The sequence below is a fragment of the Yersinia vastinensis genome (assembly GCF_902726565.1).
Lineage (GTDB): Bacteria > Pseudomonadota > Gammaproteobacteria > Enterobacterales > Enterobacteriaceae > Yersinia > Yersinia vastinensis.
This window is the reverse complement of sequence record NZ_CACVAF010000004.1, coordinates 1-24,585: the sequence shown is the minus strand read 5'-3', so window position 1 is coordinate 24,585 and position 24,585 is coordinate 1. Positions and strand designations below refer to the sequence as shown.

The following is a 24,585-nucleotide window of genomic DNA, read 5'->3' as shown; positions in this document are numbered from 1 at the left end:
ATATTATATGATTAAGGAAGCAATAATGAAGAAACCCTTACTTATTCTAGGTGCAATGGTTTTATTACAGTCTGCTCCGCCAGTGGAAAGTGCAGGCACGGCAACAGGAACGTTGAACGCCACATTAACGATTATCAGTGGGTGCTATATCAATGATGGCACCGCGGCTGGCGGACTGACAAATTTAGGTACGGTGAACTTTGGTACAGTGTCTACGCTGAATACCCGAATAAGAGTCCCCTATAGCAGCACTGGGGCTGGTGCGTTGAATTTATACTGTAGTGCCAATACCGCTTACAGTATCGGAATAGACAATGGCGCACATGCGTTGGTTAATCAGCGTCGCTTGTTAGGCGGAACGACCGAGTATGTAAGCTATAATTTATATAAAGACAGTGGTTACAGTCAGGCATGGGGAACTACAGGTTCGGACCTTCTCACTGGCACCGCCACGGCTATCAGCACACCTATCCCTCTGACTATCTACAGTGAAGTCCCGACACAGGCCACCCCCACCGTCAGCACCTATATCGATACAGTCAATGTGACTGTCACTTGGTAGTGGCATGACTTTGGATATGACTCCGGGTCGTTCGTTGATAATCGACGATAAAGTGGCCTTTTTATGGCTACTCGTCGGTCTGCTGTTACTGCGAGCTTACCCGGCTTACGCTGTGTCAAAAACTGCCAATATTACGGTCAGTGCCACTCTATTACCCACCTGTATCGCAGGGACGGTCGTCGGAGGATCCACCAGCTTTGGTACATTAAACTTCGGACAAGCCAGCGTGCTCAATATCCCGATAGCCGTTACCGGTCAGGCCAACACTGGGGCCATCTCGGTACAATGCAGTAAAAACACCAGCTTTACCGTGCTACTCAGTGCAGGGCAAAGCGGCAACGTCAGTAACCGCTATCTGGCAGGTGGGCCAGCAAGCCAACATGTGAATTACAACCTGTATACCGACGCGGCACATAGCCATATTTGGGATAATGTTGTGGGCGTTTCACAAGTGGCCACTGGTCAAACAGTCACCCTCCCCGTCTATGGGTTAATTCCCATACAAAGCACACCTGCGGTGGGTGTTTACACCGATACCATTCAAGTTACGGTCAATTGGTAGGGAGGCAGCAATATGGCACAGCGCTGTTTCTATCCCACCCTAACTCAATTATTGCTACTCGCGGTGTTGGGTTTACCCGTGGCAGGAAGCTATGGAGACACATTGAGCAGCCCCTTTACTGTAAAAGCAACCATATTACCCGGTTGTATTTTAGGGAGTGGCACCGCAGATAGCAGCAGTTTTGGCACGCTGAATTTTGGCAATGTATCGTCCCTCGCTACGCCGATTAATATCGTATCCAGCCAGAATGCTGGTTCAATCGTTATTCAGTGTAGCGGCACGCCTAGCCTAACATTGGCGCTCAATAGCGGTGCGAATACCGCTGGCAACATTGCCTCTGGCCGACGGTTACTTAATAGCAGCACTGGTGAATATCTGTCCTATCAAATATTCCAAGACAGCGCCCGCAGTATTATTTGGGGCGATGGTAGTAATGGCGGGGCAACACAAATCATTAGTGGCAACAGCACGCTGCAACAAATTGTTTTATATGCGCAGTTGTTTGCCAGTAGCACACTGCCCACCGCAGGGAATTATACCGATACGCTATTAGTGACCATCACTTATTAGATTGCCATTTATTTAATGTGAGTACTTATCGACAAGGAGTTCACCATGACCAAATTAACATCGCTCTCATCGATGGTTGTACTGGCAACTGCATTAACCAGTGGCTCTCTTTATGCCGCCTCTTCGGTACTTATTTGGCCGATTGATCCGGTGATAAATAATAGCGAGAAAGCCACTGCGCTGTGGTTGGAGAATAAAGATAGTCAGCCAGTTTATATGCAAATCCGAGTATTAGGGTGGCAACAAAAAGAAGGGGTGGATGATTACAGTCATCAGTCTGCTATCCTTGCCAGCCCACCCGTTGCCACTATTTTACCGGGCAAACGTCAACTGATTCGTCTGATTAAAAATACACAAGTCCCCGCAGGGCAGGAACAGGCATTCCGCGTGCTGATTGATGAGATTCCGCGTAAAGATGGCGATGACACCCCCACCCCCTCTCTGAATATGGGGCTGAAGTTTCAGATGCGTTACTCCATCCCGCTATTTATCTATGGTGAAGGTTTAAAATCTGAAGATGCAAATAATCCGGCGTCATTCTTCCCTCTGAATCTCAGTTACAAACTCACGTCAGATAGCGGTAAACAGTGGTTGGCTATCCGCAATCAAGGACACACGCACGCACGAATATCTCAGGTCAATTTGCAAAATAAAAGTCTCAATAAGGGGCTGATGGGTTATGTGCTGCCGGGGAGTGAAATGTACTTTCAAATCCCCACACCGGCTAACGCAGGACAACTAACCGCGTTAGTAAACAGTCATGCCAAACCTGTCGTTATTCCTCATCAATAGCCTGTTCTGATTTAAGAATATCTATTGGTTGATGCATGGCTAATGCATTAATAAACAGGAACATAAGGTTGGGATGATAATCAAAATCAGGCTGTCACCTTTTTTGACATTGATGTATGCCTCAATGATATCCCCCATTTTAATACCACTAACGGTAAGGGGGGATGATTTGCCACCTCCGCCATCTGCCGCTGTGATGCCGGACACCACACTCTATCTTGAATTGGTAGTCAATGGCCGTAACTTTGGCGAGGCAGTACCCGTGATATTTCGTGGTGGGCATTATTATCTGACGCCTGAACAATTGAATGCCGTTGGCTTACCCACGCCACAATCGAATACGCCAGAAATCGCAATTGATGCTATGGATAAAGTAAAAGTCGCCTATCAAGGGGATAGCCAGCGATTACTCATTGATATCCCCAGCGAATGGCTCCCTCAGCAACGAGTCAATGCCAGTACACCAGAGGATTTTAATCTGGCTCAGAGTAGCCTTGGTCTGTTATTTAACTACGATGTCTACGCCAACCAAGGCGACAATAATAGCCAGCCGAGCAACGTTTCAGCGTGGGCAGAACAGCGCCTATTTGACCGTTTTGGTGTCATCAGCAACACCGGTATCTACCGCACCAATCTGACAGACACGGACAACGTGACCGTCGATAAAGGGTACGTTCGCTACGATACCCAGTGGCGGTCAAATGATGAAAATCATATGTTGAGTTACACCGCGGGGGATCTGATAACCGGTTCTCTGGCGTGGAGCAGCTCAGTACGTCTTGGCGGAATCCAGATATCACGCAATTTCGCCATTCGCCCAGACTTGGTAACCTACCCGCTGCCTCAATTTGCCGGCCAAGCCGCAATTCCCAGCACCGTCGACCTCTATATTGATAACTTTCGCATGCAATCGACCACGGTTAATCCCGGACCTTTCGTGATAGATAACGGCCCTCGAATCAACGGTGCAGGACAAGCTACGGTGGTCACCACCGATGCATTGGGGCGGCAAGTCAGTACCTCTATTCCCTTTTATGTTGCCAGTGATCTGTTAAAACCCGGCTTATGGGATTTTAGTGTGTCAAGTGGCATGTTGCGTCAAAACTATGGGATTCGCTCTGCTGATTATGGCGACCCTGTGGCCACCGGCGTGCTCCGCTACGGCGCCACCTCTTGGCTGACACTCGAAGGCCGGACGGATATCGCCAAACAACTGAATGTGGCGGGTGGCGGTATCAGCCTGCGAGCCGGCAATTACGGTGTGCTAAACGGATCTTACAGTCTCAGTCACGCAGGTGACGATGTGTTGGGAAGTGGCGTCGCCCCTACGAACCTCAATGCTGATTCCGCCACCTTACTGCCCTCCCAGCGATATGGTGGGCGTGGCAATCAGTATTCATTCGGTTACAGCTATAGCAATGCTTTTTTTAGCCTAAATGCTCAACGCATCACACGTAGTGAAGATTATGGAGACTTGGCAAATTATAAAAGCGCGTATCGGCCCAGCCGCCGCACTGACCAAATCACCGGCAGTCTGGGGTTGGGAGAATATGGGTCTATTGGCTCCGGCTATTTTGATGTTCAGGATGCACTAGGAGAGCGAACCCGTCTGGTCAACCTAAGCTACAGCACCACCGTTTTTGGTAATACCAGCTTTTATCTCTCGGTCAACCGTGAGCTTGGCACGAAAGGCTATAACGCACAGATGGTCTTCAGTATCCCCCTCGGCGATTGGGGTGCTGGTAGCATCAGCAGCATGCGTGATGCCAATAACGTCTGGAGTCAGAGAGTCAACTATAGCCGCTCCACCCCGACCAATGGCGGGTTTGGCTGGAATATGGCTTATGCCAATGGCTCCGGTGAAAACAGTAGCTACCAACAGGCAGACCTTATCTGGCGGACTCGGATGATGGAAAGTCGGGTCGGTGTCTATGGTAGTGACAATGATTACCGTACTTGGGGGGAAGTCAGTGGTTCAGTGGTGATGATGAATCGGGGAATTTATGCCAGTAATACGATTAATGATGCATTTGCACTGGTTTCTACTCATGGTTTTGGCCAAATTCCTGTCAGTTATGAAAATCAACTCATCGGCACAACTGACGACGATGGCTATCTATTAATTCCGAATGTCACCTCTTATTACCAAGCGAAATTTCAGATTGACCCTATGAGCCTACCAGCAGATGTCTCGATGCCTGAAGTGGAGCGCCGCTTGGCCATCCGTGAACGCAGCGGATATTTAATCGACTTCCCATTGGAACAAGTGACCGCAGCGACACTACATATCATTGATATATTGGGCAAAGAGTTACCTAAAGGCAGCCCTATATTCAATTCTGATGTCAAACCCACCAGTTATGTTGGCTGGGATGGCATCGCTTATATCGAGCAAATCAAGCCACAAAATAAACTGAAAATAACCCGCGCGGATAATGGCGCGAGTTGCTATGTACACTTCACACAGAAAGCCCGTGCGGGGATACAAGATATCGGCACAGTGACGTGTCTATGAGTGGAAATAACATAACGGAGGCAAAGTGATACACCATAAATTTGCAATAGGCCACCGCAGTACCTTCGCCGGTTTTATCACTTTGCTGATAATCCTGCTGTGTTTTATTGCGCCTCCGACTCAGGCGGATTCCTGCACATTCTCACCCGGTACAGTTACCCTGCCACCCAGTTCTTCTGTTGCGGCGAATACCACGACCGTCAATGCACAAGGTGCAACGCCCATGGCCTGCAGCGGATTGGGGGTTAGCTTATTATCCACCTATGCATTGACAGCAAGAATCGTCAGCACAACCAATAACCTTATGTTGAAAAATGCTGCGGGTGACCTTATCCCCTATTCTATATATCGCAATGGAACATTTAGCCCAGCATTGGGTATCAATGGAGTATTAGACTATAGCAGCTCAAATTTACTGCTCGTCGGTCTGGGCGGAATTAGTGCCAACCTACCCATTTATATTCGAACCGGCACCAATGGTGCGATTAATGTCAATATCAGCGCAGGGACTTATACTGACGTCATCAATCTGGCCTGGAGTTATAATATCTGCAAAGTCGCCGCTGCAGGGATCTGTATCGGGGGAACATGGTCGGGAACCGGCATCGGAACCGACGTGTCTACCGTGACGGTGACTCTCGTGGTCAGCAAGAATTGCGCGATTAACAGTGCTCAAGATGTAAACTTCGGCAGTTTTGCCTTGGTAGGGCAATTTAATCCTATCAGTCAAAATATTACGCTCACCTGCACCAAAGGATCGACCTTTAACACCTACGTTACTGCCGGTGATAACCCGTTGGCAAATTGGCGGCAAATGAAACTGACCTCCTCAACTGTCACTGACTATTTGCAATATCAGCTTTACCAAAATACCGCAGGGACCACGTTATGGAATGCAACCTCAATGCAGCCTGGCACGGGCACTGGCGCGCAACAATTAGTTCCTTTTCATGCGGTCATTAATCCTAATCAGAATCAACGCACTCCGGGTAACTATCAGGATAATGTGAGTCTGGTGCTTGAGTATTAACAGCTAATTTTGACCAAGGAATACATTGGCAAAACAGTGAAATTAACTATTTCTATTTTCGTCTTATTTCTCAGCGAAGTAGAAATGAAGAAATAATTAGTAGATAAGAATATTCCGATTGAGCTGTACTAAATCTATCCCTGTTATACAATCTGCGGGCTTAAATATTAGCCGACAGAACTCTACCTAAGGAAAGCCGCGATTAAACATGACTGATTATGATAATCGGGAAAAACCAGCTGACATTGCTCTGTTGAAGGAAATGAACAGCTTACGGGACATCATCGAAAACAATTCAGATTGGATTTGGGAAGTTGATGCTGCGGGTTGTTATACCTTCTCATCAGCAAAATCTGTCGAGCTATTGGGCCGCCTTCCTCAGGAAGTGATCGGTAAAACCCCGTTTGATTTTATGCCTAAAGATGAGGCCAGTCGGGTAGGAAAGATATTTGCTGAGATTGCCGCGGCACGCATTCCTTTCGCTGGATTACAAAACCGCAGTATTCGCGCAGATGGTAGTGAAGTCTTGCTTGAAACCAGTGGGATCCCGCTGTTTGATGATAATGGCGAGTTCAAAGGTTATCGGGGTATTGACCGTAATCTGAGCAATTTGACTTATGATGCCGGCCGGCGATTATTTGAGCTGGAATCAATTTATGCCAATGCCCCAGCAGGGCTGTGCTTCATTGACACGACACTACGTTACCTGACAGTAAATGATTATCTTGCTCAATTGCTCGGTAAAAATACAGTAGAGATCAATGGGCGCAAAGTGGCTGATTTTTTACCCAGTATTGTTCCTATTGTGCAAAATGCCCTATTAAAGGCGTATTGTGACGATAGCATTCCTGATGCAGAATTTCAGATGCCGGATAAAAAACGTGTTTTCTTCATGCGAATGAAAGCCGCCAGATATCCCACAGGTCAGGTCAGTGGCCTATCTGTTGCTATGATTGATATCTCGCCGCTGAAAGAGATGGAAGAAAAACTGCGCAGTAGCCAGCAGCATTATCGCAATATGGTCGAACTAAACCCGCAAATTCCCTGGACGGCATCCCCCGACGGCATGATTACGCATGTCAGTTCCCGCTTTGAAAAAATTACCGGGCTCACCCGTGAAGAAGCATTGGCGGATAAATGGCTCCGCACTATTCATACCGATGATCGCCATCCTACACTGATAAGCTGGGAACACTCGCTTCAAACGAAGGAACCACTCGACGTTGAAATTCGCTTTTGTCATGTGGAGAAAGGCTGGAATTGGATGCGTATCCGTGCAGTCCCCAGCGTAGATGAACAGGGTAATGTCTTGTGTTGGTATGGAACAGCCGAAGATATACATGAGCGTAAGCTACTGGAACTTAAGTTAATTAAGGCAAATCGCCGCTTGGAGATCCAAGCGAGAACTGATTCGCTAACAAAATTACCCAATCGACGGGAATTCAAAAAAGTTCTGGCTCATGAATTTATGCGTGCGAGACGTTCAGACTCTCCATTGGCAGTCTTAATGATTGATATCGATTATTTTAAGAATTTCAATGATTGTTATGGTCATATCTCTGGCGATGCCTGTCTGCGTTTGGTGGCCAGAGCATTACGCAAATCATTAAAACGCAGCACCGATATCGTGGCTCGCTACGGCGGAGAAGAATTTGCGGCTATTTTGCCAGATACCGATAAAAAGGGTGCCAGTCTGGTGGCTGAGCATATCTTGCAGTCAATCCGCGCGATGGGGATTAAGCACAGCGACAGTAAATTCCGTAAAGTGACCATTAGCCTTGGCGTTACCGTATACCAAGCACATGATCACACCCACATTACTGATCAAGCTGACTTAATGTTGGCGGCAGATCAGGCACTTTATTACTCGAAAAAGAACGGACGCAACCAATTTAACTTGGCTGAACTCCCCAGCTAAAATTTGCGACAATTTTTTACCGGCAACGTCTGGCACTTTTTTCTAGCTCAGCTATTCTCAATAAGGCGACCAATCTGGTCATACCTCATACCACTGAGTAGACAGGAGTCTTTATGGGAAAAACTGTGGTGAAAATCCGAGATTTTGAAGTTGATGACGCCGTGTTATCCGCCCCTCAGGCTAAGGGTGAAAATACGCTCAGTATCCCTTGCAAATCGGATCCTGAATTGTGTATGCAACTCGATGGGTGGGATGAGCAAACCAGTATTCCAGCAACATTAGACGGTAAAGATCGGCTGCTATATAAGAAGCATTATGACCGACATCAGGATGCCTGGATAATGAGGGTAACCTGATTGCACCTTCAGAAGATCCGTCAACCCATAGCTAAACCTTATGAGTGACGGCATCTTCTTTTACTCGCTGATGGTGCTGCCAAATGAGAAGCCTAGTTGGCAAAAATACGTTATCAGAACTTTTCCAGCACTTTGAATTGCATGCAAATGAGCATCATATCCGGGGAAAACATATCGTACTCCTCGAAAAAACGCTGTTGTGTTTTGCGCCAGTATGCCAGCGTCCGATCGCCCTCACCTTCAGCTAAAGCATGAGCCTCATCAACTTGATCAAAGGTTTTCAGCTCCACATCCGTCAATTCGACAGCACATGCTGGTTCATTGCGGCCATTTACTACCACAAACACATCCCCAGCCTGGGGAACGCCATCTTCATCTAATGCCGCACAGGTCGCTGTTTTCGTGCCATTCAGGACCAGTGCCAATAAATCATCTGCCACTTTTTCAGTATCACCAAAAGCCCAACGCTCTGCGTTTTCATATTTTTGTGGAATTGTCGCCATGGTTTCATTATTCCTATTTGTAATCTTATTGATGCAACGCATATTACACTTTATCGCTATAAACTAACTCTCGCATCAATATAAATTTTCGCTACTATACCCAAGTTGCGGTAAACAAATAAACGTCGTCATGCAGTCTCAAGTCAAACTGCCATGTTGAGATAAAAATAGGGACCCTATGGTGACCAAGCGCTTGCATACAAAGCATTGGAAGATGATTTTGGTGTTACTTTGCATCTGTGGTGCATTAATGCTGCTGCGATGGGCAGCCATGATCTTTGGCTGATTGTGCCGCTACTCGTGTTTGTCTTTGGGCAAAAATAAGCAGCCACATCTTGTGCAAACTAATGCTTTGTTTTTCTGTACCTTTTCTGTGCTCTGTTCAGAAGTCTCGCCACAATCCGGGCACTTGATTTTGACTTTATCACGACTAACCCACTTTCTGACGTTATCAAGAAATGACATAACTCGTCCCTCTGTTGTACAACCCTACTAGATTACGTTAACCACCAGAACTAAACCGTGGCATAGTCAGCGTTACTCAGATTATCTGTGTCGGATCAGATTTCACTTGTTGAAAATAACCGGTTTTGCAGGAGAAATTGGAAAGAAACACGCAGAGAGTAGAAGGAGATGAGGAAAAACATTCACCACGCAGCATGACATGCATGCTTGGCGTAGTGAAGTGGTAGGCAGGTTATTGAAAAACCGTAGTCTGGGATCAGTGATTCCATAATTCTTGGATCAACCCTCTGACCCGAACCTTGGAAGCACCAGCAACCAGGCTGATAATACGGTTAGCGCTCAACGTTGAGACATCGGTATTCCATTCATCAAAAGAGTGATCGGCATAACTGTCGTTGAACACCTTTTTTATCGAGGATTCAGCTTCAGACATCTCACTGAAACTCTTAGCGTTTATTAAGCACTGAGCAATGATTGAGACTTTTTTCATGTTTTATCCTTGATTATCGGTCGCATAGTGTAGCACAATTACTCCTTCTCTGCTCATATGCTGCTTAAATTGTTTTCAATTTACGCTAATGGATTGATAAAGCTATAGATTTATGAATTTCTTCTCCGCAGACTCTCACTCCAATTCAGCTTAATTTTAATACTTTCTCGCATCAAGATTTGGCCTATTCACGACCAATATGCTTTAAAAAGGCCTCTCGCGTCACAATATTGCAACATAATCTTCATTAGTTATTCATTTATTGTGCGCTTTTTATTCAATTAGCGTGCTATAGTGTAATTGCTTTGTCATGACCAAAAGTTTTCCCCTGTCGGTAACCGAGGTGTCAAATGATCAGCAATTTCTTTCTCTATTCACTTTTTATTATTTATATCACTGCCGCTGTTGTTGATGGATCACTCCCACTACTTGATCTGATGTAACCCACCGATAACTGACCCAACTGATATAATTCTCGCCGTCATCTCACCCAGCCATACTATCGGTCATACCATTGTTCTCGTGATATACGATACCAACAGTGCTCACTTAATGGGCTATCTGAGTTGACATTGGGATGTGGAAAACTTCCCGGTACTCGCGCCATACCGATTCGTTTCATGACCGCTTGTGAGCGTAAATTGATTAACGCCGTAAATGAGACTATCTCCGCCAGCTTCAATTGTTCAAAACCAACTGCTAATGCCGCAAATGCTGCCTCTGTTGCTAAACCTTGCCCCCAGAATGAATAAGCCAGACGCCAACCTATCTCGACACAAGGTGAAAACGGTAATTTAGCCGTGGGGATATGTAATCCCAATGCCCCCACAAATTGCCCTGTCGCTTTAAGCTCAACAGCCCACAACCCCCATCCTCGCTGCGCAATCAATTGCTGACAACGATCAGCCATTGCATCACTTTCCGAGCGGGTTAGCGTTGTCGGGAAGAATTCCATCACTCGCTTATCAGCATTCAACGCAGCAAAAGGGGCCCTGTCAGAAAGACACCATTGCCGCAGACACAGACGTGCAGTATCAATTTCAATCACATTCTTCATGGGAGATTAATTTTGTGACAATATGCGCCATTGCTGCACTGACGGTCGCTGCCATTGATAGCTCGCATACTTGCGCAGGTATTCCGGCAGTGCATCACCATTGAGTGCAAGTCGGTTAAGCATCAGCGCCAAATCGGTATCGGCAATACACCATTCGCTAAAGAGATATTTTCTTCCATCGGCCAGCATGCGCTCCAGCCCAGAAATAAGCTTATTCGCTGACTGTTGACCACTGTCTGATAGCGGGGGGAATTTCAATCCGGCAAAAACGACTTCAGTAGGACGTTCTGTACGAATGGGCATAAAATCACTACGTAACCAAGCCTGAATTTCGCGGGCCTTAGCACGCTCTTGCCTGTCTTGTGGATAAATTCGTGCGTATTCCGGTGAAGAGAAGCGATCTTCTAAATATTCGGAAATTGCCGAGGATTCAGATAATTGAAAATCATTAATCACCAATGTCGGTACTCGGTGAGTCACCGAGATCTGACTAAATTCCGCCTTCATATTCTCGCCAGCAGACAGATCAATGGGGCTTAATGTGAATGGAAGTGCCTTTTCTGTCAGAGATACAAAAACAGACATCACATAAGGACTAAAAAAATCCGCATCGCTGTACAATGTTATGGTTTGATGGCTCATTGTGACTCCGACTGATTATTATTGGCAGATTTACGTTAATCGGTTTTATGCTGGCTGAATAGCACCTTTTATAAAAAATTAATGATAGACAAATACATCTTATTTTCTCGGTTGGAAGCTGCGTTATCTTTATATCGCAGCTCCTCTCACACAACCGAGGTTGATAGGTTGAAGCTTAATCTATAGATTCGGGATCATCTAAAATCGTCAACAGAATATCTGCATCAGGTGTCGTTATATGTTTCCCTTCAAGGAAACCGGCCAATTTAGCCTCTGCATTATGTTCAAACACCTCATAACCCGCGATGCGATAGCCAGGAATACCATCCTGACCACGGATATACTCATCACCATCGATATAGTATCCAACAGTGCCGCTAGCATCTTCAATCTCATAACGTTTATCAAATGGAAACTGTTTCATCACTCATCCTAAAAATCCAACATGCCTATATCATGCCAATTTATGGCTATTTTAGGAAGTCGCAGCGACACAGTACCTATCTAGCGCATGCAATAAAACTCAACGCGGAAAGATAAAGATTGCCATAGTACTGATGGCAACCTTTATTACTGCTTATCTATTTAGGCGAGAAGCAGCCAGACTTGCTTGTAATTATTTCTTAAATTTTAATGAAAGCAGTGCATTCTTACCAACTTCCATATATTTATCCGCTAAAGCCTCAGTGCTATTAAATGTAGCAATAGCTAAATTCCCGTTAATTGTTGTGAGTAACATCACATTCTTAACTGTGCCATCTGGAACCGGTGTATCCATGCTCAGGATATAAGTTTTACGCCCATCAACATCCTTCTCTTCCAGAGTAGGTTTAAATGCAGCGAATTGCTTTTTCATCATATTAACAACATCACCGAGCTTACCTTCAGGTATTGCATTGCTGGTATCGCTGAATGCAAAAGATACACTGCCGTTTTCAACAGAATAAGCTTCTTGCGGGGCATTAGCCTGAGGATATTTAGACGCCAACATTTCCTTAGACATTAATGTGAATTCAGCAGGCATCTCAATATAAGCCTTACCCCCAAAAACTTTTGTGCCTGTTGGCTCAGTTTCAGAACAACCGGTAAGAGCAATTACCATCGCAAATAATAAAAAAATACTTTTCTTTAACAAGATAGATACCCCAAAATAAAATTTAGTATATATGTCTTAACGTATTCGCCAGACACTGGTTTGATAGTGATTTATTGCTTATAAATTATATCCAACTATATTCTTTTTAGTCCATTTAGATCATCCAAGATATATCCTAATTAACTATTACTCTTCATAAAGTATTAAATTAATAATTTCATTTATTTTCAATGATAAAGAAAACTCAATCAGTGATTACACGGAATAAATATCATTCACACGTTTTATGCTCTGCACACGTGAAATTAAATACAGTTGCGGTAAACTATGCTGCCTAAATAAGGAGATAGGATGAGCAGCGAAATTTTTATTGCAGTCTTAGGGGCGGCACTGCTGCATGCCAGCTGGAATGCATTAGTCAAATTCGGTAGTGATCGTTTGGTGGCTATTTCATTGATGGCCATATTCTCTGGTGTCATTTCATTTTTTGGTGTTTTTTTTGTTGGCATTCCCTCCCTCAGTGCACTCCCATGGTTACTGCTCTCTGTTGCTTTTCATACTGGTTATTGCCTATTTCTGAGCAAAGCTTACGAACAAGCCGAATTTGGTCAAATCTATCCCATTGCCCGTGGCGTAGCACCGCTATTAAGTGCGCTACTCTCGTGGTTAATTTTGTCAGAAATTCCACGAGCAATGGCCTTATTGGGTGCAGTCATTCTGGTTTCAGGGGTTATTATGATGACATTTGATGGTCGCCATGGCCCTAAAAAGCTTGATTTAAAATCGATAGTTTATGCCCTTATTACTGCGACATTTACTGCCTGTTATACACTTTCCGATGGTGCAGGGAGCCGTGCCAGCATTGAACCCCTCAGCTATATTCTTTGGCTATTTATGTGTAATGGTATAGCCATGTTTGCCCTGCTTTGGGTAATGCATCGTAATAGGGTTTTTCGTGAAATCCGACAACATTGGCGTCAGGGGATTATCGGTGGAGCAATGCAGTTACTTGCATACGGTATTGTCATCTGGGCAATGAAGAGCACCCCCATCGCGTTAGTCGCTGCGCTACGCGAGACTAGCGTACTGTTCGCCATGGTTATTTCTATCTGGATGCTAAAAGAGAAACCCTCAGCATTACGTCTTATCGCCAGCGCCATTATCATGGTCGGTGTTGTCATTACAAAATTTGGTTAACACTCAACTAGATAATGGATTCCCCTATTGCTTAGATAAAAAACGAGACAACATTCTTTGTGATAAATAAGCTATACTCATATAAATCCTATAAATAAGGAGAATATATGCTCATAGGATTTGTTTTATTGGTAAGTACCTGCGGAATGGATGCTTGCGAGGCCCTGCCCGTAACTGATGATATCTATGCAACACGCCATGAATGTATGGCTGTCGCGGCGCGTCTTCATGAAAGAAGACCTGACGTCGTATTACTTTGTGGTGAAGTCTACCGTGATAAATCTTACTGATATCTTTAGGATTTTATTGCTCTAATTTAACATCCTCATTCCTCCGTTATCTAACTCATCTTGCAGTGAATGATAAACATGTCTCCAACCCAGTATATTTTTTCTAATCCCCCACTCTCACGCGGACTGTATTCTTTATTGTGTAAACAATATGTTATGAATAAAAATTATGACTTTCAGGACAATGAAGCGCAAAGTAATGCTACGCTTTAATAAAGTGTCCATGATGACTGGTTTGCAAATAAATGATAGCCATCAAACTTGAGTTATAGCCTCATTACTCTCATAAGTTACCCACCCTATTGTTGTTTGGAGCGTGGCAATGAATCCTCCTATATATGGCCTTTGAACGTACATAAAAAATAACGTAAATAGCGGTCGTTTCTTTTATAGAGGGGATGTCAAAATGACCCAATTTGATGCCTATGGCACACTCGTTGCTGCAAGTCTGGTTCTATTGCTTGGGAGGCAATGTGTTCAGCACATTCCTTTATTGCAAAAATATGCAATTCCAGACCCTATCGCTGGCGGCCTATTAGTTGCATTAATTCTTCTTCTTATTCATCAGACAACAGGTTGGGAAGCCAGTTTTGATTCATCATTACGTGATCCCTTAATGCTAACCTTCTTTGCTTCTATTGGACTTAACGCAAATTTGGCCAGTTTAAGAGCTGGGGGCAAAGTCTTAGTTAAATTTATCATCATCGTTATTGGTTTATTGTTATTACAAAATACGGTTGGTATCGGCATGGCTAAAATGTTGGGGCTGGAACCGTTAATGGGATTACTGGTAGGGACGATTACATTATCGGGTGGGCATGGTACTGGCGCCGCCTGGAGCAGTGTATTTGTTGATAATTATGGTTTAATAAATGCCACTGAAGTCGCCATGGCATGTGCCACATTCGGCTTGGTATTAGGAGGATTGATAGCCGGCCCTGTCGCTCTTTATTTGATTAAACATTCAGCGACCCCCAATGGTAGACCAGAAGATACCTTGCAACCAACAACATTCGAAAAACCTCAATCTGGACGAATGATCACCGCACTGGTCTTAATTGAAACCATCGCTATGATTACTATTTGTTTGATGATCGGGGGTTATATTAAGAAATGGCTTGCAGGATCGGTATTTGAATTACCCATCTTTGTTTATGTCCTGTTTGTTGGGGTTATTCTTAGCAATATACTCACCTATACTGGGTTTTATCAGGTTTTTGACCGCGCGGTGTCTATCGTGGGTAACGTGAGTCTTTCTCTTTTCCTCGCAATCGCTTTGATGAGTTTAAAACTGTGGGAGTTAGCATCTTTAGCCTTACCTATGCTGGCTATTTTATTGGTACAAACCCTGCTAATGGCCTTGTACGCAATATTTGTCACTTATCGGGTAATGGGGAAAAATTATGATGCCGCTGTTCTTGCTGCTGGGCATTGTGGTTTAGGGCTAGGAGCAACACCCACCGCAATTGCCAATATGCAGGCAATAACAGATCGTTTCGGGCCATCCCATATTGCATTTTTAATTGTTCCGATGGTCGGCGCTTTCTTCTTGGATATAGCCAATGCTATCGTGATCAAGTTGTCTTTATTATTACCGATGTTTACTCAATTAGGTTAACTCAGTGTTTCGGCAAATGATGAAAAAACAGGGTGTCCATAAATTTACGGGCACCCTGTTTCTACGATGAACACCGCTTATATTATGAATACTCTCTTACTAAATTAGCCAGTTTCTGCAAACCTATATCCGCCTGCTCGGCAGTAGCATGACTAAAATTAAGCCGTAGCTGGCCACATCCAGTTGAAGAATGAGGGAAGAATGGCTCACCCGGCATAAACGCAATATTACTTTCAAGTGCTTTCGGTAATAGCTCGCGAGTATCTATGCAGCGATTTAGCTTCAACCAGAAAAATAATCCCCCTGCTGGTTTATCCCAAGACGCAAGAGAACCGAAATACCGTTGTAAGGATATTTCGAAGGAATCACGGCGTTTTTTGTAATAAGCCGCCAATGCACTCATCTGACTGGAGTAATTAGGATCACCTAGTTGCTGTAATACCAGCCATTGGCTGATTCGGCTACTATGCAAATCCGCAGCCTGTTTTAATCGTGTCAAGTAAGGAATTAACTCAGGCGAAGCGACCAAATAGCCTAGTCGAAATCCTGGAGATAAGCTTTTGGAAAATGACCCCTGATAAATCCATGATGCGTGCTGGAGTAAGGCACATACCGGCTTTCTCTCGCAAGGATCATAAACCAAGTCACTGTAAGGATCGTCTTCAAAAAGAGGTAGCATCAGCTCATCACATACTTTCGCTAAAGTTGTACGCTGATTAAGACTGAGGCAATGACCACTTGGGTTCTGAAATGTGGGAATACTGTAGGCAAAAGCGGGCTTTTCTATTTTAAGTTTATTTATATCAGGTTGAGCCGAATCATAGGCAACAAACTGCGCTCCAAAAAAACGGAACACTTGTAATGCGGCCAAATAAGTGGGTGACTCCACTGCAACAGGTGTTCCTGCATCGATAAACAACTTGGCGACCAGATCAATCCCTTGTTGTGAACCTGAAATAATCAGTACTTGTTCCTGACTGCAAGATAAACCACGCCCACACAAATTCTGTGCAATTCGCTCGCGTAGTTCACTCTCCCCTTCACTGGCTCCGTATTGCAACATCGATTGAGGCATTCCCTCAAGATGGAGATGCGGGAAACTTTCTATTGCAGGTAGTCCACCAGCAAATGAAATCATGCCAGGTCTATCAATTACAGAGAGAATTTCCCGTATAGGTGATGGGTGAAGATCGTGCAGCCGTGAGGAAAATCGATTATTCTGGCTTACTACAGTCTTATTCATGGCAGTCCTTCCATAAAGGTCAACCTATTTGACCTTTATGGAAAATAAAATGGACTCCCAGTTACGTCAATACTATTGACCTAATTATTTTTTATTTGTGATAAAAATCCGATGGCAACCACTAAGAAATATCCACAACAGGAAGACCTATCACTTCATCAAGCTATCGAACAATTCTATTTTGGTTACCGTTCCTTTACCGAACTGCCCGATAAATTATTGGCAGAACAGGGATTAGGACGGGTTCATCACCGTATTTTGTACTTTGTTGGGCACAATCCTGATATTGCCATCAATGCACTATTGGGAATTTTGAAAATCAGCAAGCAAGCGCTCAATGGTCCCTTAAGGCAATTGGTTAAAATGGGGCTAATTACGGTCACAACGGCTGAACATGATCAACGTGTGCGGCAACTATCGCTCTCCCCAGCGGGTAAAAAACTGGAGTCACAATTAACAAATACCCAAATGCAGCAACTGCGACAAGTATTCCAGAAGCTGGGGAAAGAAACGCAAATGGCCTGGATGCAAGTGATGCTTCACTTGAATAACGATCCCGCCGAGTAAACATTCTGTAGCCGATGATATTTGTACCAGTAATGTACTGGTAGATACTTTTGAGTATGTTCACTGTGTTACTTATCGTTATATAATTACAAATATAACGATAAGGAGGACACTATGGACAATCACTTTGGCAAGGGGCTGATGGCCGGATTAAAAGCTGAATATACAAAACCCGCAACTGAGATTGCTAAATTCTGTTCCGACTATAAACGTGGCTTTGTGTTGGGGTATGCCTACCACCTCGCAGAAAGCACCGGGGATGAAAATCAAGCGGCATACCAAGCCGGTCTTCTTTGTCGTGAATATGGTCTGGATAAAGCATTAACGAGCGAATTCTTTTCAGGTGGAGAGAGTCGGCTTACTGTAAAATTTTTCAGCGCAGGTTATGACCAAAACCTGCATGACTAGGATTATCATCTTATATTGATCTATTTATGCACCGCCGCATCTTCAAGGCGGTATATTCATTGTTGCTCGTTGCGCACTTTATAGACATGATTAGAATAAAGGACGACAGCAGCGCCAATCAGCATCGCGACTACCACCAGAGGAATCTTATCTTCTTCCGTTCCCCCAATCCCACCCGCAGTCAGGAAGTACCAACCGGCAAAAATAGATTTCCCAATCTTCTTTTCAGTACTTTGCTGTTTAATACAAATGCTACGTACTGCCCAAGCGCCTAAAATTAATCCCAACAGCGCCAATACTGTTCCCATCGCCCTATCTCCTAAACGTTATAATCTATCGCCAGCATTGGAAATAACACAACGATGAGAGTTTATCTATATTAAAGTGAATTATCTGCATGAAATATCAATAGAATACCCCCTCAGGTTTTTTCCTGAGAGGGTATTATTAATAATAATTGATGAGAAATACAACTTTCGCGTTTGCTTTGCCCGGTGTGACCGTTGTGCTAGTTTGAATATAGCGTGCTGACAAGGGGACATTGATGGTAGTACTGCCATCTTTAGGGAGTGATAAGGATTTTTCTTGCGATAAATCAAACAACACTGATGGAGGGGTTCCCCACCCAATTTGTATTCCCACACCTGATGCCGCATCTGGAAGCGACGAATCCAACCCAATGATCCCATTGGTGGAATCAATAATGCTAGTCACGGGCGTTAAACGTACACCAATACTATTATTGGTTGAATTAGCCACACTCCCTTGTCCGGTACTGTAATCAAACATTAATGTGTTATTTGCAGCGTTGTAAAAACCGTAGAACGTGGGGCAATTAGTCAATTTAATCGAAGAATCTATCCAAGGTGTGGTCGAGTTTATTCCAGTGAAATATTGGCTTTTTTCAAATTTACCCAAATAGACATCCACATCGGGTGTGGTACAGGTTTGTGTCGAGATATTCAACTGTCCCTGAAACTGAATGGTATAAACCTTGATAGGCAGCCCTGCTGTCGCAGCATGAGATATCGGGTTGGTGATAGAAATGCTGGCGGTCGGGAGGCTGGATGCATTCAGTGTATAGTTCCCCGGTGCAATCGTGCCCGTTTTAATCAATGTGACATAAAGGGTTCGAGTCCCCAGAGGGGGTTCATAGGAACCTCCGGTCACCAAATTTTCGGTGTCGTTAGGATGCTGATAATTGGGTTGGCCCAAAATGGCGGCATCGCTGTTATTGTTACGAGATATGGCAATACCAATTCCGGGGATATTGGTTTGATATACCGCTCCTCCGAAGGGGCTACCAGCCCAACTGGAAAGCGGTAAAGGTGCACTTTCAATGCTCCAGGCAATGTTGTACCACATAGAGGTATCCACCGGAGACAGGCAGATCATGACTGCTGTGCCAGTAGAAGGCGTCACCCATCGGCCTTGATAGATAACGGTCCCCACAGGAATATCCGCCCCCGCAGAAATATTGGCAGGAGACAATTGAACCGTATCAGTGCGGGGAAGTCCGGGGCCAACAGAACATACCACTGCTGCCCAAGCACTGTAACTCATGGCAGCCAACAGTAGCGCCCCCACTATTTGAGTCATTCTTTTTATTAATAATTTCATATGATGTTCTCCAGCATGGCAGCGGAATTTGATTTATAGCTGCCCTTGAGGCACACACGTCGAGGTAAACTGCATCATTCCAGTGATTTTTGTATTCGGCTGTTGTGGTGGCAAAATGTAGCTGAGATAGCATTGTTGCTCTGCCCCCTCACCCCAATTCACTTGCAAACGCCCGCGCTCTTCACTGACTCGCGCATAAATCTGCCCGCCTTGTCCGACAGAACCCACAACATGGCCTTTCATATCCAACACATCAGCGCCAAACGGCACTGGCTCACCATCAGACTGCGTGGCATTGACCAATATTGGATAGCCTGTCGTACTGTTATATTTCACCATCACCACCGCGCCCGCATGGGGTGCAACTTTCTGGCTGGTCGACTCCAGTTCAACGTCATAAGAAGTGCCTTTGGGGTCGATAGTAATTTCATTCATTTGATACGCATTCAGATACGGCACCACCGCATAGCCCCGTGAGTCTATTTTTACTCCAGAGTAAGACGATACTTCAGCGCCCTCAGCACCTTTCGCTTCCACCACGGCAAAAGTTTCACTGCTATATGGCGTTAACGTAACCCCGCCGGGGTGAGCAATTACGCTGCCGGAAATACCGACGGAGCCACTCTGGTAACTACTCCCACCGCCATAAGATGCCATGCTGGTAGCTCTAGCCCCTCGATATTGACCATTTACACTGCCACTGGCACCCGAACCACCGTTACTGTTCATGGCTGTCGCACCATAGCTGAACTGGCTTTGCTCACCGGCACTGCCTGAAACTGTCGCCTGCTCACCCCAACTCCCCTCACCATTACGGTTCATTTCCAGACGCATCTGCGGCACATTCCGCTGATCATTACGCCCTAATGGGAAGCTCATACTAACCAGATAGGTATTCTGCATATCCCCCATGCCGGTGCGGCTACGGTTAATACTGAGTCCATAGGTCATGCTTTTATAGCTGTTGCTGTAACCCATCTGATACTGTTGGTCACTGCCATCTTTATTCCAATAATCCTGTACTGAACCACTGATATACATCTGGCCCCAGCCTTCCGGTAATCCCTGAGCCGCAGTCACAGTTAGGCGATTTTTAGCCCGATAAATGCGGTCTGCATCGTAGCCTTGACGTTCAGCATCCATCGTTTGCATCGCCGTGGAAAAATCCAGATAACCCTGAGTCGCAAAGCGGTGCGCCGCAATACTCAGATTACTGTTGGTTTCAGTGACAACCTTGCTGTAACTGACCTGATAACTCTGGCCACTTTCTGTTCCTTCCCGCAGATGGGTATTGGCTTGTGTTACATCAAAGGCGACTGCGCCAATTGGGGTACTAAACGCTGTCCCTAGTTGAAGGGCATAATAGTCATCACTGGCTTGTACGCCGGTATAACCGGTAAAACGGTTACTTAAACCACGTTGATAAGTTCCTTGATAAAATCCTGGGGTAAAAGACAACGAATCGTTGCGGACTTTACCGGCGGTCAAGCTGTAGCGCTGCGAACCGGGACGAAGTAACTGCGCCACCGCCGCAAAAGGCACCTGAAAATTCTGCGTGCTACCATCGGCTTCACGCACAGTCACATCCAGATTGCCGCCATAGCCGGTTGGATAGAGGTCATCAATGATAAATTCGCCCGGAGAGACGGTGGTTTCATATAACACTTGTCCACTCTGGCGGATGGTCACCAGTGCATTGGTTCGCGCAATGCCGCGAACTTCTGGCGCATAACCGCGCAAAGACTCCGGCAACATGCGGTCATCAGTACTAAATTGCACACCGGTAAATGGCACCGTGTCAAATAACTGCCCGGGTGTATTGGACTCCCCCAACAGAACACGCCCTTGCGCCGCCGGAATATCCCGTTGCACATAACTGTTAATGCTGGTGTACTCACTCTCGCCATTTTCTTGCCAGTTATACGACCCATTATGACGAAAATACCATGCGCCCAAATTCAGCCCGGCATTAACTCCCGCAAAAGCTGAGTTAAACCGCTGCCCGTTTGATGAACTGCTATAGCCATTGAGTGAATAACCCAACATCCCTGAAGTCACGCCGCTGTCCCACAATGCAGGGCTTACCGTGCCGCGTGCGGTGCGCAATAACAGCGCCTGCGGAATAACAATATTCAGATGTTGTTCACCACTATCAAAGGTCACTGAGGCATCAGGGATCAGTGTTTGAAGGTCAACACAACCCCCCTCTTTTTTCAGTGGTGCCAATGATGTTGATGGCAACGCTTCTGGCTTGAGATTAAGACTGGCAATAAGGGATGAAGATAAACAGGCATAGGTACTTTTATCATCATGGGCCTTAAATTCCACATTCTCATTACCAATAAGCGTATTGTTTAAATAAATATCGGCACGGTATACCCCTGGCAGGACGTTGTTACCGGTCGAAAAACGGCTTAAATCAACGCCTGCACCACTATGGGCAGTATTGAGAAATGCACTATCAAATTCAGCAACTTGTGATTTATTAGCATTAGGGGTGACTTTAGTTTCAGTTTCTTCAGGATTATCGGCAGCAAAAACCACAGGCGACAAAAACGCTAAAATAAGCGCCACCGCCAAAGGAGACAAAAAATAAACATGATCTGGCAGATCCGCAGAAGAAAGCATTGCAGAACGTTTCATTATTCATTTATTCCGTAGAGTATATTCATATTCTGACACCCACGATATAAACGCGGTCATCTGCTGATGCTTTTATCATTTAATAAAAAAGCATATATCAAGGTTTGATAGCCTGACTCAATTTATTAAGTGCGCCATAGTCATTAACAAATTCAATATCAACAGTGGAGCCTGAACTGTTTCCCGGCAATGCAAATGTTAGCGAATCTTTAGGGCTGATCATTTGTCCTTCAACTTGGGATCTCTTCCCACCAGCATTAACTGCCACCGTCACCAGAGAAACATGGAAAGGTGTTGGGTTAGTGACTTTAAGTCCACCGGGGGCTTTCGTCCAAACTAATGATTTTGCAGCCTCATTCGGATTACCAGTTAACCCTTGAGGACGGAAAAATAATTTAATACGTGAGCGATAAGCCATCTGTAAATAATTTTGGTTACTGCCCGCATCGGCCTTAGCCGGTATTTCTAATACATTAAGCCAAAAAACAGATTCTTTATCTTTTGGTAACGTCGCACCGGTATAACTGATTCGCAGTGTCTGACTTTTATTCGGTTCGACTCGATTAATTGGAGGAGTAAGTACAAAAGGTACTTTTAATGTTTCTGGGCGAGCATTGACATCACCACTATCGATCCAGCTTTGTACTACCACTGGACCTTTCCCCATATTACTGACTTTTACAGTGACTTCTTTTTGGTTCTCTGGGTAAATAACCCGAGTACCACTGATCACTACACTGGCTTGGACAGAACGTCCAACCAATAAAATCAATAACAAAGCTGAAAAGGCTGTGAATAAAATACGGTGAGTTCTGGTCATAACAACCTCAACACTTAATGAATGAGTGCATAATTCAATTTTAGTTCTTATAGTCAAAAAGGGCAGATATCTGCCCTTTAAATTTCAGTTTTACTTGTTAATACTTATTTGTATTGGATAGAGTAGACAACGTTGCTGATAACAGTACCTGGTGTGGTTTCACCGTTAGCATAATATTGAACAGCATACGGCAGTGTTGCAGAGCCAGACGATGCATCAATATACGTGGTGTTCGTTGCCTGGCTGGTATCACCCGCCTTGATCGGAGTCATGTTAGACCCATCCAGTAATTCAAGACTGACCTGGCCTGCAGAACCACTGACATTTTTCAAGTGACCAGTAACGATATCGACACTCGAACCCGCTTCAAAGAAAGCAGAAACTGTTTTAAGTGCACCGGTGCAATTGCTCAGGGCCATATTAAAGCCGGTATTACCTGCTACTTGGTCCGCTGAAGCCAATTGACTCGTACTGACAGTAGGCAGTACGACGGTTGCATCTGCACCCTGCCCATCTACGGATACATTACAGGTAGACGCTGTTAATTCGCCTGTAAAGTTGATAGTTCCGGTAGATGCAGCTTGAGCGGTGCTAACACCAACGAATGCAGCAACGACTGAGGCAATAATAGCTAAGTTTTTCATTTGTAATTCCACTAATTAATAAATGCATGAGTTAAATAACTCAATACTATTGTGTGTCAATCCGATCGTGAGTCGCCTCACAATAACCATTAGATATTTATTTATCGCTGCTGAACAATAAGGTCAGTTCAATGAGTTTTTCAAAAAACTCAATCAATTTTAAAAAAATTAATGTTGCCAAGTAAGCACAAACGATATCTTAAATATCATTTATAGATATGAGAAATGCGGGGGTAACTAATATTATAAACAAATGAATCTTGTGTTTAGTGCATTAGAATTCCAAATATCCTTATAACCGACCTCAATAACTATGATCCGGAGTATACGCGATCAAATTCACTAGTAAATGGACACATAAAAGATCTTTGGTCCAATCTGTAGTGGTTAATTAGATTATTACTTCACGATACCACCCATTACGCCAAATTATATGTCGACTGAAATTTGAAAGATAAGTGTTAATGTCGGTTGAGATTGTTTTAGTAGCGTATTATGTTATAACCCGCAAATAATAAAAAAATACTTTTCTTCTTTTAAGGGGGAAAAATCATCTTACTTAATGGATTTCACCTACACTTATATATGAAATTTCCTATAAATACGTAGGAAAGTGTTAAATTAAAATCATCTACTTATCTCAATATAGTAATATAAATACACTTATTTCTTAACAAATAAAAATCAATATGTTGATTTAATTGAATTTAATTCAAACAGCATTGTTATTTTTTAAACCATAGCGTATATCGATCAAAATACATACAAAGTTATCGTGCGGAACTCTAGATATCCTAAAATGGTCATTAAACACACAGATGATAACACTTAACTCTATGACCAGATTGGTATAATGCATCAATGAATAGATGATTTACAGATTTAAACACCCGTTATGAAATTCTGAAGTTATCACGTAGTGAAAATAGTAATTATTATTATTTATCGTACGATTCTCAAATATTAATGCCTAGAGA

Annotated in this window: 27 protein-coding genes; 14 read left to right on the top strand and 13 right to left on the bottom strand. The window is 44.3% G+C overall.

Translation table 11 applies throughout. The features are described from left to right. Window positions 1–25 precede the first annotated feature (25 nt). The 8 genes from HUZ92_RS06950 to HUZ92_RS06915 all read left to right on the top strand — a co-directional run bounded on the left by HUZ92_RS06950 (window position 26) and on the right by HUZ92_RS06915 (window position 8,305). Window positions 26–562, top strand: a complete 537-nt coding sequence (locus tag HUZ92_RS06950) for a Csu type fimbrial protein (protein WP_050097481.1) — start codon at window positions 26–28, stop codon at window positions 560–562. A 4-nt stretch (window positions 563–566) separates the two neighbouring features. Beyond that, complete coding sequence (locus HUZ92_RS06945) at window positions 567–1,124, top strand: Csu type fimbrial protein (RefSeq protein ID WP_050295380.1); 558 nt, start codon at window positions 567–569, stop codon at window positions 1,122–1,124. 12 nt (window positions 1,125–1,136) lie between these two features. Continuing rightward, complete coding sequence (locus HUZ92_RS06940; protein WP_050295379.1) at window positions 1,137–1,694, top strand: Csu type fimbrial protein; 558 nt, start codon at window positions 1,137–1,139, stop codon at window positions 1,692–1,694. A gap of 45 nt (window positions 1,695–1,739) precedes the next feature. Continuing rightward, window positions 1,740–2,486: a fimbrial biogenesis chaperone gene (locus tag HUZ92_RS06935; protein WP_145579932.1), complete on the top strand. Its 747-nt coding sequence runs from the start codon at window positions 1,740–1,742 to the stop codon at window positions 2,484–2,486. A gap of 73 nt (window positions 2,487–2,559) precedes the next feature. Next, the gene (locus HUZ92_RS06930) at window positions 2,560–5,001 is read left to right on the top strand and encodes a fimbria/pilus outer membrane usher protein (protein ID WP_145579931.1); all 2,442 of its coding nucleotides are present in this window, start codon (window positions 2,560–2,562) and stop codon (window positions 4,999–5,001) included. Between the two features lie 25 nt (window positions 5,002–5,026). After that, on the top strand, window positions 5,027–6,031 hold the full coding sequence (locus tag HUZ92_RS06925) for a Csu type fimbrial protein (protein ID WP_050295377.1): 1,005 nt from the start codon (window positions 5,027–5,029) through the stop codon (window positions 6,029–6,031). A gap of 208 nt (window positions 6,032–6,239) precedes the next feature. After that, window positions 6,240–7,949 (top strand): sensor domain-containing diguanylate cyclase, encoded by a 1,710-nt coding sequence (locus HUZ92_RS06920; protein WP_050097470.1) that lies wholly within the window; start codon window positions 6,240–6,242, stop codon window positions 7,947–7,949. 113 nt (window positions 7,950–8,062) lie between these two features. Next, window positions 8,063–8,305 carry a DUF1480 family protein gene (locus HUZ92_RS06915; RefSeq protein ID WP_050097468.1) on the top strand — a complete coding sequence of 81 codons (243 nt, stop codon included), beginning with the start codon at window positions 8,063–8,065 and terminating at the stop codon, window positions 8,303–8,305. Between the two features lie 113 nt (window positions 8,306–8,418). On the opposite strand, the gene HUZ92_RS06910 is transcribed toward HUZ92_RS06915, so the two are convergent. After that, window positions 8,419–8,808 (bottom strand): ASCH domain-containing protein, encoded by a 390-nt coding sequence (locus HUZ92_RS06910; RefSeq protein ID WP_050097466.1) that lies wholly within the window; start codon window positions 8,806–8,808, stop codon window positions 8,419–8,421. Between the two features lie 178 nt (window positions 8,809–8,986). Between HUZ92_RS06910 and yniD the strand changes: the two genes are divergently transcribed. Further along, window positions 8,987–9,094: a small membrane protein YniD gene (gene yniD, locus HUZ92_RS20870; protein ID WP_087770237.1), complete on the top strand. Its 108-nt coding sequence runs from the start codon at window positions 8,987–8,989 to the stop codon at window positions 9,092–9,094. Between the two features lie 8 nt (window positions 9,095–9,102). On the opposite strand, the gene HUZ92_RS20775 is transcribed toward yniD, so the two are convergent. From HUZ92_RS20775 to HUZ92_RS06885, 6 genes are all read right to left on the bottom strand, one after another. Then, window positions 9,103–9,273: a YnfU family zinc-binding protein gene (locus tag HUZ92_RS20775; RefSeq protein ID WP_217450619.1), complete on the bottom strand. Its 171-nt coding sequence runs from the start codon at window positions 9,271–9,273 to the stop codon at window positions 9,103–9,105. Between the two features lie 256 nt (window positions 9,274–9,529). Next, entirely contained in the window at window positions 9,530–9,763 is a 234-nt protein-coding gene (locus tag HUZ92_RS06905) for a hypothetical protein (RefSeq protein WP_005272441.1), read from the bottom strand. Between the two features lie 499 nt (window positions 9,764–10,262). After that, window positions 10,263–10,820: a GNAT family N-acetyltransferase gene (locus HUZ92_RS06900; protein WP_050097464.1), complete on the bottom strand. Its 558-nt coding sequence runs from the start codon at window positions 10,818–10,820 to the stop codon at window positions 10,263–10,265. A 6-nt stretch (window positions 10,821–10,826) separates the two neighbouring features. Further along, complete coding sequence (gene yfcF / locus HUZ92_RS06895) at window positions 10,827–11,462, bottom strand: glutathione transferase (RefSeq protein WP_145579930.1); 636 nt, start codon at window positions 11,460–11,462, stop codon at window positions 10,827–10,829. A 175-nt stretch (window positions 11,463–11,637) separates the two neighbouring features. Continuing rightward, window positions 11,638–11,886, bottom strand: a complete 249-nt coding sequence (locus HUZ92_RS06890; protein ID WP_050097460.1) for a hypothetical protein — start codon at window positions 11,884–11,886, stop codon at window positions 11,638–11,640. Window positions 11,887–12,078: 192 nt separating this feature from the next. Then, window positions 12,079–12,597 (bottom strand): hypothetical protein, encoded by a 519-nt coding sequence (locus HUZ92_RS06885; protein WP_050139619.1) that lies wholly within the window; start codon window positions 12,595–12,597, stop codon window positions 12,079–12,081. Window positions 12,598–12,909: 312 nt separating this feature from the next. Here HUZ92_RS06885 and HUZ92_RS06880 point away from each other — a divergent pair, with 312 nt between their 5' ends. The 3 genes from HUZ92_RS06880 to gltS all read left to right on the top strand — a co-directional run bounded on the left by HUZ92_RS06880 (window position 12,910) and on the right by gltS (window position 15,663). After that, the gene (locus HUZ92_RS06880; protein ID WP_145524446.1) at window positions 12,910–13,755 is read left to right on the top strand and encodes a DMT family transporter; all 846 of its coding nucleotides are present in this window, start codon (window positions 12,910–12,912) and stop codon (window positions 13,753–13,755) included. Between the two features lie 107 nt (window positions 13,756–13,862). Further along, entirely contained in the window at window positions 13,863–14,045 is a 183-nt protein-coding gene (locus HUZ92_RS06875) for a hypothetical protein (RefSeq protein ID WP_050097455.1), read from the top strand. 406 nt (window positions 14,046–14,451) lie between these two features. Next, complete coding sequence (gltS, locus tag HUZ92_RS06870; RefSeq protein WP_050097453.1) at window positions 14,452–15,663, top strand: sodium/glutamate symporter; 1,212 nt, start codon at window positions 14,452–14,454, stop codon at window positions 15,661–15,663. Between the two features lie 82 nt (window positions 15,664–15,745). Here the strand turns inward: gltS and HUZ92_RS06865 are convergent, their stop codons facing one another. Beyond that, entirely contained in the window at window positions 15,746–16,801 is a 1,056-nt protein-coding gene (locus tag HUZ92_RS06865) for an aminotransferase-like domain-containing protein (RefSeq protein ID WP_409350112.1), read from the bottom strand. Window positions 16,802–17,017: 216 nt separating this feature from the next. On the opposite strand from HUZ92_RS06865, the gene HUZ92_RS06860 reads away from it, so the two are divergent. Further along, window positions 17,018–17,473: a MarR family winged helix-turn-helix transcriptional regulator gene (locus tag HUZ92_RS06860; protein WP_050097449.1), complete on the top strand. Its 456-nt coding sequence runs from the start codon at window positions 17,018–17,020 to the stop codon at window positions 17,471–17,473. Window positions 17,474–17,587: 114 nt separating this feature from the next. Next, complete coding sequence (locus HUZ92_RS06855; protein WP_050097447.1) at window positions 17,588–17,881, top strand: DUF2623 family protein; 294 nt, start codon at window positions 17,588–17,590, stop codon at window positions 17,879–17,881. A 56-nt stretch (window positions 17,882–17,937) separates the two neighbouring features. On the opposite strand, the gene HUZ92_RS06850 is transcribed toward HUZ92_RS06855, so the two are convergent. The 5 genes from HUZ92_RS06850 to HUZ92_RS06830 all read right to left on the bottom strand — a co-directional run bounded on the left by HUZ92_RS06850 (window position 17,938) and on the right by HUZ92_RS06830 (window position 23,608). Then, window positions 17,938–18,189 (bottom strand): hypothetical protein, encoded by a 252-nt coding sequence (locus HUZ92_RS06850; protein WP_050139622.1) that lies wholly within the window; start codon window positions 18,187–18,189, stop codon window positions 17,938–17,940. A 139-nt stretch (window positions 18,190–18,328) separates the two neighbouring features. Continuing rightward, window positions 18,329–19,501: a fimbrial protein gene (locus tag HUZ92_RS06845; protein WP_050097443.1), complete on the bottom strand. Its 1,173-nt coding sequence runs from the start codon at window positions 19,499–19,501 to the stop codon at window positions 18,329–18,331. Between the two features lie 33 nt (window positions 19,502–19,534). Further along, window positions 19,535–22,144, bottom strand: coding sequence for a fimbria/pilus outer membrane usher protein (locus HUZ92_RS06840; protein ID WP_145524450.1), 2,610 nt, complete (start codon window positions 22,142–22,144; stop codon window positions 19,535–19,537). Window positions 22,145–22,241: 97 nt separating this feature from the next. Beyond that, window positions 22,242–22,964: a fimbrial biogenesis chaperone gene (locus HUZ92_RS06835; protein WP_050097439.1), complete on the bottom strand. Its 723-nt coding sequence runs from the start codon at window positions 22,962–22,964 to the stop codon at window positions 22,242–22,244. A 104-nt stretch (window positions 22,965–23,068) separates the two neighbouring features. After that, window positions 23,069–23,608 (bottom strand): fimbrial protein, encoded by a 540-nt coding sequence (locus HUZ92_RS06830; RefSeq protein WP_050097438.1) that lies wholly within the window; start codon window positions 23,606–23,608, stop codon window positions 23,069–23,071. Between the last annotated feature and the right edge of the window lie 977 nt (window positions 23,609–24,585).